General features: G+C 43.3%; 9 protein-coding genes. 1 reads left to right on the forward strand and 8 read right to left on the reverse strand.

Annotated elements, in window-relative coordinates:
- Positions 1-37: 37 nt before the first annotated feature.
- From ACSHX2_RS11065 to ACSHX2_RS11085, 5 genes are read right to left on the reverse strand one after another with little or no spacing between them, the layout of a single operon-like run.
- Positions 38-1,096: an HNH endonuclease gene (locus ACSHX2_RS11065; RefSeq protein ID WP_435693009.1), complete on the reverse strand. Its 1,059-nt coding sequence runs from the start codon at positions 1,094-1,096 to the stop codon at positions 38-40.
- A gap of 1 nt (position 1,097) precedes the next feature.
- A complete protein-coding gene (locus tag ACSHX2_RS11070) occupies positions 1,098-2,903 on the reverse strand; it encodes a restriction system-associated AAA family ATPase (RefSeq protein ID WP_435693010.1) in 1,806 nt (601 codons plus the stop codon).
- Positions 2,900-4,423, reverse strand: coding sequence for a restriction endonuclease subunit S (locus tag ACSHX2_RS11075; protein WP_435693011.1), 1,524 nt, complete (start codon positions 4,421-4,423; stop codon positions 2,900-2,902). Before ACSHX2_RS11075 ends, ACSHX2_RS11070 begins: the two co-directional genes overlap by 4 nt.
- Positions 4,420-6,120 (reverse strand): type I restriction-modification system subunit M, encoded by a 1,701-nt coding sequence (locus ACSHX2_RS11080; protein ID WP_435693012.1) that lies wholly within the window; start codon positions 6,118-6,120, stop codon positions 4,420-4,422. The genes ACSHX2_RS11075 and ACSHX2_RS11080 overlap by 4 nt, the downstream gene beginning before the upstream one ends.
- A 13-nt stretch (positions 6,121-6,133) precedes the next feature.
- Positions 6,134-8,944, reverse strand: coding sequence for a DEAD/DEAH box helicase family protein (locus ACSHX2_RS11085; RefSeq protein ID WP_435693013.1), 2,811 nt, complete (start codon positions 8,942-8,944; stop codon positions 6,134-6,136).
- A gap of 149 nt (positions 8,945-9,093) precedes the next feature.
- Here ACSHX2_RS11085 and ACSHX2_RS11090 point away from each other — a divergent pair, with 149 nt between their 5' ends.
- Entirely contained in the window at positions 9,094-9,264 is a 171-nt protein-coding gene (locus tag ACSHX2_RS11090; protein WP_435693014.1) for a hypothetical protein, read from the forward strand.
- Between the two features lie 204 nt (positions 9,265-9,468).
- Here ACSHX2_RS11090 and ACSHX2_RS11095 read toward each other — a convergent pair whose 3' ends face one another.
- The 3 genes from ACSHX2_RS11095 to ACSHX2_RS11105 form a co-directional block, all read right to left on the reverse strand.
- A complete protein-coding gene (locus ACSHX2_RS11095; RefSeq protein ID WP_435693015.1) occupies positions 9,469-9,630 on the reverse strand; it encodes a hypothetical protein in 162 nt (53 codons plus the stop codon).
- Positions 9,631-9,681: 51 nt separating this feature from the next.
- Positions 9,682-9,882, reverse strand: a complete 201-nt coding sequence (locus ACSHX2_RS11100) for a hypothetical protein (RefSeq protein WP_435693016.1) — start codon at positions 9,880-9,882, stop codon at positions 9,682-9,684.
- A 210-nt stretch (positions 9,883-10,092) separates the two neighbouring features.
- Positions 10,093-11,763, reverse strand: a complete 1,671-nt coding sequence (locus ACSHX2_RS11105) for an alpha-amylase family glycosyl hydrolase (RefSeq protein ID WP_435693017.1) — start codon at positions 11,761-11,763, stop codon at positions 10,093-10,095.
- Positions 11,764-11,803 lie beyond the last annotated feature (40 nt).

The raw sequence follows: 11,803 nt of genomic DNA on the forward strand, positions 1-11,803 counted from the left end.
TCTGGTAGATAGATTTGGATGGTTTTTCCGCGTTTTGTCATGAGTTTGATTCTAAATTATTTATTACATCGCTCTGATTGCATGCTTCTAGAAATGCTAGCTTAAGGAAATTTGATGTGGCTAGAGCTCCACAAAGTTCAATTTCTTCTTTTATGTCTTCGATTTGGTCGGGTAAAGAGATCTTTCTTTTGTCCTTCTTTATACGTGCAGCTTCTAGCCAGACCTTTCCATCAGCACTCGTGCATTTTTCAATGTAACGATCTTTAATGCGGTAGAGATCATTCCAAGTTTCAACCTCTTGAGAATCCTCGGGAGTAAGTAAGATATAACACTTATCTTTCGGAACACTTCCTTGATGAAACCCTTCGATAGTTACCGTTACTCCTGGTTGCAGGTTACTTTGAGAATAAGGATAAAATGCAAGACGGCGACTTTTATCCATATTGCGCGCTGGATCAGTTGAACCTTTGAATTTACTATTACAGTGACTACAGGTTGGCACTAGATTTTTAAAATCGATTGAGTTAGCTGGGTATTTTGACTTGGGTAAAAAGTGATCATAGTCTTCTCTATAACCGTTGATCGCCACCATGTCGGATAAACCACAGAAGTGACACCTTGCTGGTTTATTAACTTCTAAAAACTGTTTGTAATGCTTTCGTAAATTTGGTTTTCCTAGCAAATCTGCATTCCAGAGGCTTTTGAGAAAATTTACTATTAGGCATACTACTGGGCGTAACTCCCTCGATAATTCTTTGGTTGAAATACAGTGATTGCGATTATCTTCACAAATACTAGCTACACAACTACTACTATTATACCACTCTTGGATTTCTCTTACTTGCGCACTACTTAGCGCATTACAACTTTCATAAATGGATTTAATGTCTTGATGAAACTTCTGTTGTGGTTTGCTTGCTCGTGGATTGTAGCCACATCTACTGATGAACTCTTTTATATCAGGTGCGGACTCAAACAATTCTAGATCAAAGGTAATACCTGTAGGTGCCTGAGACCATACATCAGAAACTATGAAGTCCACATAGCGTTTCCATTTTTCCAAGTCGTGTTCGAAGTATGTGTAGGGCTGTAACATTCTACTTTTTCTTCGCTTCCAATATTTCAGAGATGATCATGGATTTCTCTATAGAGTCGCCTAACTCAAATGACATGGCTTTAACTAACGCCTCTGAGTCTTCACCATTTTTAGAGCGATCCAGAAATTCCTTTAATTTGCTCTGTGCTATAGCACCGATGGTATCTTCTTCACCAAATGTCTTCATGGTAATCTGATTTATGGAGGCTCCGAAAGTGTTGTAACCAGGAGGGTTTACGGTCACTTTTTCATCTGTTTTATCAAAGACTAAAACCTTCTCAGGCTTGCTGTCGGAGATAAGAAACGGTGAGTGGGTTGTGATGAGCATTTCTCTATAACCAGTTGAATCTTTAAAACAGGCGTTGAGATTTGAGATGAAATCAGATCGCCACCGTGGATTAAAGTGAGTTTCTGGTTCATCGAACAGGAAGAGGCAATTGGAGTTTTTAAAGAGGAGGCATAGACCGAGGCTGTGTAATAATTGGTGTTCGCCATCTGAGAGACTCTTGACCATTACCTCTTTCTCTAGATTTCTCTTTTTGAAATAAACATGCTTGAACCGCATAACTCGATCTTCAGATGCTAAGGTTGGCACAGTTTCGTTGACGTAGATGCTATTAGAAGCGTAAATGTCATTTTTAAGCCTATTACTTACTGTGTATAGGTTTAAAGTTAAAAGCACTTGAAACGCTTGGAAGAGTTCAAGTGGATTACCTTTGAATTTACTGCCTCCTTCGACTTCATAGTAACTAAAGTTTTCTCGAAACGCTTCTTTTGTGGCATCATTAACCCAGTAATCTAAATATAGGGTTTTGGTTGATTCTTCGTAGAATTGGCAAGTGGCACAGTTTTTTAACTTATCGATGATCCTATGGTTAGACTCCTTGGTGTCTAGAGACTCTAAAATATCCAGTATATTAACCTCATACAACGTGTCTTGATTTTCTGAAGATATTTCGTTAAAGTTTGGTGAGTTTTTTGAGTCTTTATAAAAATGATATGCGGTTTCTTTATCCACCATCACGGTTTCCTTAAGTATGATTCGGAAACTGTTGAATTTTTCAAGGTCTATGAGGTCTTTGTATAATGAGAGTTCATCCTCGTTATACATTAGAATATTTGTTAGGAGGATCGCTTGGCTAAAACTACTATCAAGATACGCCATACGCGTTTCAGGTTTACCTGCGTAGGGAGCTCTGCCACTGAGGGCATTCCAATATTCATCGTATTGAATAAATCGCATTTTGAAGAACGGGAGACTTAAAATTTCATTTTCACCTGAAGAGTATCCTAAGATGTATTCAGGTAGCATCTCGTCACGCTCGGAAGGCTTCACTTCAACATCCTGTTCACCAGTGTCAGATGAGCTTCTCCGAATGGTAATGGGTTCTATATTCTGGCCATTTTTATCTTTAGTTGTTGGAACCTTAATAACTTTGATGAAATGCTCAAATTCACCATTCCAAATTGAGTATTCGAGCTCGTATGCGTCTAACCGATATTTGTAATCTTCTCTAACTACTTCGTCTTCTTTATAGAAATCAGGAAGGAAGTAGCGGCGAACACGTAGTTTTTCTAATTGAAAGAAGATCTCTGCTAAGGCTTCTAATACATTAGATTTGCCACTGCCATTTTCACCTGAGCAAATATATGGCTCGAAAGGTTTGGGGCTAATTGAACCATCATGGGAAAATATGACTCCTCTATCAGCAATGATGTTCCAATTTTCACAAAACTTATGTTCAAATCCTGAGTGTAAGCTTCGAAAGCCTTCTTTATCCGTAATTTTTATGCGGAGAAGTTTCATAGGGTTACTGATTTGACTTCTACTTTGTTTGTCTCTTCGTTCAATGACTGCTCCTGATTCACTGAGGCTAAGTTAACAAAGAGCTTAGTTTGTAATTTGTCATAGGTTCCAACTCCTATGGCTTGGTTCTGTTCGGAGAGTTCTTGGTAGCGTTCTTGGGCTTGTTCGATGAACTGGTTTATATCTATCGCGTCTGCCTGCTCTTTCTGAAAAGAGCAGTAGCTCTCAAACCATTTCATGATGATGGTGTCATCCACATGTTCTGATTCGAGCTCTATTCCTTCGGAAGCTGGCATTTCAAACATAGATACCTCGTTCTCACTCTGAACAGGTATGGTCGATTCTCGCTTAGCTTTTGGAGCATCCGGCATACCTTCATCTAGAGAGATTAAGGATAGGTCTAACTCTCCAGAGAAGGCTCTTTGGCTGAGTGAAGCGTAAAGGGTTTCAAGGTCTAGTAATCCTGTTCTCAGGAATTTAGTTACAGAATAAACCTTGCTTGCAATTTTAGAGTATGACTGTTGCTCTTCCAGTGGAGGCTTAATGAATTTAATCTTCTTGAAATCTCCTTTCGTAAGGATTTTTTTCATCCCTTTTGAAGCATGATTCTGGATATATTTTTTTGATACTTGAATAAGCTGATGAAGATACAATGTATCAACATCTTCAAATGGCTGAATAGCATTCATCTGTTGATTAAATGCTACTTTTCTATTGGCTATTGCTGACCTTCCAATTGAATCAAGGCTGCCAGCTATACAAGCAATCAGTATTGCCCCGTTATCTACAGAACGCCCTGTCTTTAGTCCTATTTCAGAAAGAGACTCCGAAGCTTTTGTTATAATATGTGAGTCAGCTTTGATATTATCAGTCTTTATCCATTCGATAACTCCGTTCGAATAGTTATCTGCATTTTTCCTTGGAGGAGTATTTCCTGTAATGATGTCCCCAAATTTATCTACATTTGGTTTATCCCAGCCCTTTTCATTCTTCACAGGGTCGCCGAACATGTCGATGAATACGCTTTTGAGGAATTCGTCGAGGTCTTCGATTTGTTTTTTACGTTGGGCAATGAGGCGTTCGACTTTTTCCAAGAGATACGCAATATTCTTCTGAGATTCTAGAGACTCTTCCGCTGTGCCTTCTGGGATGGGGATTTCAACGCGTTGTAGGTTAGCTCGTGTTATTTGTGGTTGAGCAGCCCCATTGATAACATCTGAGAAACCCCGGTAGGAGAGAAATTTTGCTAAATAATCAAAATCACAAATATCTTCATTGAGCTCATTAAGAGCCATAGCGTTTGAGGTTATATATGCTTTAGGGGTGGTGATATTTATTGTGCCACAAGTAGCACCTCTACAAGTGATTACAATTGTAGCTTCAAGGTGATTATATTCATCATAGTAACCAATAATACCGTTAGCACCGTAGACTGGATAACCTGACTCCTTTAAAGCTGAAATAGGTAGATTTCTCCATTGTTTGGGCTTCGTAATTTCACTTAACTTTACAGACTTCATTGTAACAATCCTTTAAGTTCAAATAAGCTTTTAACAATACCACCTTTGATTTGAGTCCGGTCATTTTTTTCATCGTTCTCAGGTTTCCCGACTTCATTTTCGATAATACGATCTAAAATAATTGATGGCTTTTCATACACGACATCATCGAAATCGACTGCTTTATATCGAGAAAAAGAGAGGTCATATTCTTCTTTTTTGATTTCATCATGTGGCACTGAGAAAAACTTTGCTTTTCGTTCTGAGGCAACTTCAGGATCACGTTGGTGATATTCCTTAATGATTTCTTGCAAGTCTCCGTGATTGTCTAGCTTCGTGCGCTTATCATCGAGAGAGTAACCATCGGACTCCATATCGTAGAACCAGGTAGACTCTGAGGCTGGTCGGCTGACCTCTTCTTCTGCATCGTAGACTTTGGTAAAGAGGAGGATGGCAGTGCTGACACCTGCATATGGCTTGAATACGCCACTTGGGGCTGAGATAACGGCTTTTAGCTCGCACTTATCGACTAGAGTCTGGCGGAGGGCTTTAAAGGCTTTTCCAGATCCAAAGAGCACACCCTGCGGGATGACGACGCATGCGGTGCCACCTTTCTTTAACATCAGGAAGATACTCTCAAGGAAGAGGAGCTCAGACTTCGTGGTGTTCAGGGTGAGGGCTTCATTCACATCGCCTTTATCAATGCTTCCAGTGAAGGGAGGATTGGCAAAGATCACATCGTAAGAGGAATGCTCATTATAGCTCTTACTGAGGGTGTCTTGGTAGTCGATGTTTGGCTCATCGACTCCATGCATCATGAGGTTCATGAGACCGAGACGCACCATGGTGCTATCGATGTCATAGCCATAGAGAGACTGCTGGAGGATGGTTTGGGCTTTCTCCGTGAGGGTAGAAGCCACCGAAGTGCGTTCAAAGCCGTCTTCATCCAGTGGGAGGTCCTTCTTACCTGATTTACGAGCAAGATCAGTCACGATGTATTGGTAGGCGCCTAGTAAAAAGCCAGCAGAACCACAAGCCGGATCACAAATGCGGTCACCTAGCTGAGGTTGCACTAGCTCAGCCATGAGCTTAATGATATGGCGAGGAGTGCGGAACTGACCATTCTTACCTGCCGTGGCAATTTCTGAGAGGAGGTATTCATAGACATCACCCTGAATGTCCTGGAAGGCTTGTCCTTTCTCCTCCGTGTCCTTCTCCATAATCTCGAAGACTTCATCAATAGTCTTGATAGACTCCACTAGTAGCGAAGGCTTAGGGATGATGAAGACGGCATTCTTCATGTGGTGAGTGAAGTTAGACTCTTCACCATTAAGGTCTTTGAGAAATGGGAATACCTGTGTCTGAATATGCATGAGCATTTCTTCAGCTTGGTAGTTTTTGAACTCACTCCAGCGTAGGGTGTGTTTTTCTATGCCTAACTCTTTTTCTAGCTTCGCCCTTTCTTTTTTTGTATTCACCTGCTCAATTTTCTGACGATCAGCGGGTGGTATCCATAGGCCTTCAAACTTCGAGGTGTAAGGCTCACCTGTAAATTCCGCATCTGCTTGTTTCCTGAGATCAAGATCATCTAATCGCTTCATGAAGAGCAAGTAGGTGATCTGCTCAATGGCGGTGAGTGGATTAGAGATTCCACCACTCCAGAACTTATTCCAGAGTTGGTCGATTTTTCCTTTTAGTTCAGGATTGTTTTGTAGCATGTGAGTAGATGATTTAGGCGGCTAAAGCTTTCGTAAGAGCTAGGATTTCGTTGATTTCCTGAGAAGAGAAAACCCCACGAATACCACAGGGGTGAATGGTGGTAAATGGTGATGATATGAGGTCTTTCTTTTCGAAGCTATGGCGCTCCATCAAGAAGGTCTTCAATAGGTCTAAGAACTGCATTTGGCGACTGCTGAGATTATTGTGTTCTTGGTAGAATTGTTCAAAGGCATCGGTGACTTTCTCTGGAAATGACTGGAGAACCTCGATTCCCAAGATGTGCTTGATGAACTGAAGGAAGGTCGCGTTACGGTTTTGGTAAACAGTGCGGAGGAGATCCTCTGTGATGTGTGGGTGTTCCTCCTGTAAGATACCTGCGAGAGTGGTAGATTCTTCAGCGGAGATTTCTTCTCCATTTTTAATTTTGAGCAGAATCGGGTTCTCTTCGGTGAGTACTGCGATGAGAGCTTCGACCATTTCTCGGTATTTGGTGATACTAACTGATTCGTTTTCTGGACCAAACTCTACTTTTTCTCTGATGATGACTTCATCAGTGAAATTCAGATGGATTGTATCCGGTCTCTGATCGCCCTCCCGAAAGCGCATGAGTGGGCTGAGCTTTTCCAAAAGGGTATCGCTAATCGTTTCTCGGGCAGAATGAGAAGGCTCCGCCCAGAAGGATGTTTTTTGAGACTGCGTAATAAGCTCCTCTTCCTTACGGACAAAGCTTACAGAGAGTGGTAGTTCAGAAATGGTCTTTACGATAGAGTTTTGGATAACCTCGGCTTTCTGCTTTTCCCCAGAGAGTGTGAGGAGTGAATGCTTTACCAGGTCACGCTCAAAGCGCATGGCTTTAAAGTCGACTTCAGAGAGCGTTCTTAGCAGTGGCTGGATAGTATTTCGTAGGAAGGCAATTTTTTCTGAAGAGAAAGAATTCCAGTAATTAACGTCACTGAGCTGAGATAAATCTGCTTGGGCTTCTCTAATAACTACTGACTGAGCTGGGAGCTGGGAAATAAGCGTTCTAAGCTTTGCGCCTTCTGAGAGGGCTATGTTTTCTTCGCCAAGCTCAAGAGCCTTTTCTAACTTCTCTAATCTAAGACTGAAGAGTGTGATGGGAAGAGGTGTTTGGGCGGCTAGTTCTTTCCCCTTAGGCTCGACCTTGAAGTATTCAAAATTATCCCAACAATCTAGCACTAGGAAGCGGTCTTTCTCTGGGCACCAAGGTTTGATTTTATTCGGCTCTAATAGTCGAGTGCCTCGGCCAATCATTTGCCAGAATTTAGTGTATGAGTAGACAGGCTTTGCAAAGACGAGGTTTACAAGCTCTCGGATATCAATACCCGTATCAAGCATGTCGACACTGATCGCTATACGCGGGAAGTCTTTGTTGGTGAACTGATCCAGTAATCCACCTTTTCCGTATACACGTGAATCTTCAGACACGATGACTTTGGCGAGATCACCTTTGTATTCAGGGTAGAGTTCGTCAAAGATTTCCTCTATACGCCTAGCGTGAGACTTCGAGGAACAGAAGAAGATTGTTTTACCAGGAAGGACTCCGTTTTGATCTTTGATCGACTCTTCCATAAACGCCCTGACAATGGCCGTGTTTGTTCCTTTGTTGGTTACTTGCTTTTCGAGCTGTGTGCCCTCAAAGCTGAATTCCGCCACTTCTTTTCCTTCTAGGATCAGCTTTTTTTGCTCCTCAAGTGAGATGGTTCGTTTACTGATTCCTTCTTTTTGGAAACGGGTTTGGATCTTTTGGACTTCGAAATTACAGAGATAAGGAGGATCATTGTTTACCGCCTCTTCATAGGTATAGGCAAAGGAAGGTAGTCCACCCTCACAGTGAAAGAGTTCAAAGGTGTTATGGTCGATTACATTCGTTGGTGTAGCCGTAAGACCCACTGTAGTCGTTTTAAAGTAATCAAGAACTTCTCCATAAGTGTTATAGATAGAGCGGTGGCTTTCATCTACTATGATGAGGTCAAAGAAATGTGGAGAGAGTTCCTGCTTTTCTTGACGGATGATATTTAACATCGTGGGATAGGTAGATACGTAGATCCTCCTGTCTTTGACGATGTTAGTTTCTCCGATATTCGGCCACCTAGGTTCATTAGGAAGATGTTCCTTAAAGGCATCTAATGCTTGTTCGCGAAGAGCAATGCGATCTACTAGGAAAAGCACCTTCTCGGCATGCTTAGCTCGCATCAGGGCATCGGTAAGTGCTATGCAGGTTCTCGTCTTTCCTGTTCCTGTAGCCATCACGAGTAGAAAGTCTCGTCTTTTCGCTTCGATTCCTTCTAAAACTGCTCGGATTGCTCGGAGCTGGTAGTCTCTTCCCGCAATATCAGGATTAATAAATTCGTGAGTAAGAGGTTTCTTATTTTTTCTAATGAAAGAGAACCTCTCCAGGTCCTCTCGGGTGGGGTAGCCAACGATCTTTCTCGGAGGAGCGTTCTCAAGATCCCAAAAATAAATAGAATGCCCATTCGTGTAAAAGCAGAAAGGCAACTCTCCGCCATGTTCTTTCTGAATGTTGTAGCAATATTGCTTAGCTTGCTCACGTCCTAGAGCTGCATCCTTTGAGGTCTTTTTTGCTTCAACTACTGCGATAGCCTTGCCGTTCTTACCTAGGAGAACGTAATCGCTGAATTCTTTCTTCTTATTGTAAACGGCCTCAGCTTCGTGCAGTGCTGGGCTGCTGAGATTTATGGTGAACTCTGTGGTCACGTGATTGGGATTGTCTACTTTCCAACCAGCGGAATCCAACATCTGATCAATGAGCTGTTTTCGAGTTTCTGCTTCAGATCTTGGCATGGTGAGCACATATATAAAACCAAACTTCAAAGCCATAATAAACTTGCTGAAATTGAACTAGCCTGACGCCACAAATTAGCCACTTACAAACGAGGTGATGCCTCAGATGCCTTCTGTGAGGCTTCTTTTCCTAACTTGATGTATACTCGGTGAACGTCTTCGCTTTCGTGACCTACCCATCTTTGGATGGTGGCTTGGGGGGGGATGATGGTGATGGCTCTGAGGCCGTGGGAGTCTCTGTTCTGAGTGGTGCGTCTTCCGCTACGACCTACACCTTTGGACTTATGGCTTACTTTCTCCCTAAGTCCTACTTTGGCTAGGATACTGCTGAACTGGTTCGAAATAGCACTGGAGTCACTCTTTAGGTAGGCTTTGCCGATGTCGGGGTGGACAAGGTCAGCTTTGTCCTTGAATTGCTTGAGTGAGAGGATGTGATCGAGGGGTTTTTGGCTGAAGGGTATGTCTACTTTGCGTCCATTTTTGTTGGTGGAGATGCTGAATAGCTTATCTTTTATATTGATATTCTACCATCTGAGCGTGGCAAGGTCACCCATAGGTTGTCCTGTGTAGAAACCGAAGCAGATCATACTACGCCATTCTTCGTTCGCGTTATCCATGAGCAGTCTCACTGCATCGAGTGTGAAGATTCGCTGCTGGCATCCTGTGTTCTTGGTTTTTTCTTTCACCGTAACCTCTAGTCGGTGGGCAAGTGCTTCTTTGACTTGGGCAGCTCCTTTTTATTTCTGCGCTACGCGTTCGTATTCATCGGCTATTCTGAGAGCCTTGATTCTATGTCGCTCTAGCTTGTCAATTCCAGTCGAGGCGTTTTTACGTTTTCCGTGTTCGTTAGTGAAGCCAGCTTGCCAGTAGCGTGAGTTTGGGTTTTTCCAGATAAATGCCACCAATAAAAGGGAGTGATACTTATAGTGATACTTCACCCGAGACCTTCCGTTAATTTCTTAATGTGCGCAAAAACCTTTAATCCATTATTTTAAAAGGTCTTAAATGGATTTTGTGAGACATTGGAGGATCGAGAAGACGCCTTGGATTCGATCCCCTGGTTCGAATCCAACCCGGTCCACCATCTTAAAAAGCTTCGCCAATTTGGTGAAGCTTTTGTGATTTTAGGGGGAAGAGGAAAATAGTTTTCAAAGCGCGAGCTGCACTACGGCCACGCCGCAGTGCTCGACATCGCCCACGAGGACTCGCTCTGCGACTTCCGCACCTAACCACTCCCCGACGCCACCGGGCAGTAGAACCTCGACCTCTTCGGCATTGATGTGGAGGTTGAAGTTAATCACCACCAAGAAGGCTTGGCCAGCTTGAGTATCATGGCGAAGAAAGGCGTAGAGGCTTTTTCCAGGTGCTTCACCAGCTACTGAGAACTTCAGGTTTTCTAAATTTGCTGAATTCAATCCATAGACCCCACCACGAACGAAAGCAGCCTCCTGCATCAAATTCCCCCATTCTACATACCATTCGCGTAACTCCTGCTGAGCACCATCCAGCGCTCCACCATCATAGGTGCCATTGTGTACCCAAGCGGCTAATCCAGGAAGTTGGCCATAATCAAAAATCGAACTGCGTCCATCATCCTTAGCGAAGCCTTCATCACCATCGCCGATTTCCCCAACCTCTTGGCCATTGTACACTAGGAACGGGCTAGGTCCGACTCCTGAAAGGTAAGCCGTCACCGCCTTACCAATTCGTGCGCCTGCCCCGCCCCAGTGGTGCGATGAAGCCAAACGTACTTCGTCGTGATTTTCAGCATAGCGAAGCATCCTATCACGCCGTTCAGTGGCCCAAAGAAGCTCATCCAAGTCAGTGGAATTCCTCCCATGTTCCACCACGCTTTTGACTAACTCGTAGCTCTCACCATCGTAAACCGTATCAAAACCATTTTCTAACAACGCCTCCAAGACGTTAGCATTGGTCAACTTCGCCGGGTCTCCATCATAGGCCTCAGCCATGAAATAGCATTGATGGTCGCGCAAGCATGCTCTCCGGGTGACCCAAGCCCAAAACTCCATCGGCACCATATGTGCCATATCACAGCGAAATCCATCCACCCCCATCTCTTGCCAGTAAGCGAGAATCGCATCCATCTTCACCCATGTGTCAGGAACTTCATCTAGTCGCGCCTCTTGATCTGGTAAGTTCTTGGTATCGCGCCCAGTGGTATAGTCGTGACCATAATTGAGTTTAACGGTCTCGTACCAATCACTCAATCCTGGCTGCCAAGTTGCAGAGTTATTTCCAGTGACCCGACCCACTCCTTCATTGGTATAGATTCCACCAGGAAGAAGCATGGGGCCATCGCCTTCTAGGTAATAAAAATTGTTATTCCACGCGAAAAACTCGCTCGTGTCATCGCTCTCACCAAAGTTAAGATCAGGCTGAATATCACTATGGTAACTACGAGAAACATGGTTAGGCACAAAGTCGATGATCACCTTAAGATCCGCCTCGTGGCATAGGTCTACTAAATCTGCAAATTCCTCAAGTCGGCTTTCAGGGTCTACAGCGTAGTCAGCTGAGACATCAAAATAATCACGGATAGCGTAAGGGCTACCCGCTTTACCTTTAAGCAACAATGGATCATCGGCAGGTATCGAAGAATATTCCGTAGAGCTTGATTGTTCTAACACTCCAGTAAGCCAAACATGCGTAAAGCCCATTGCTTTAATTTCAAAAAGCGCCTTTGAACTGATCTCGCAAAACTTTCCACAGCCATTTTGCTCAATCGTCCCATCAACAATACGTGATCCGTTTAGGTTACTAAAATGCCTAACAAATAGCTGATAGATGGAGGTTCTCACTCGCCATATCCTCTAATAAAATGGGAGTGAGTAAACACAA

Source organism: Rubritalea sp. (assembly GCF_051252225.1).
Lineage (GTDB): Bacteria > Verrucomicrobiota > Verrucomicrobiia > Verrucomicrobiales > Akkermansiaceae > Rubritalea.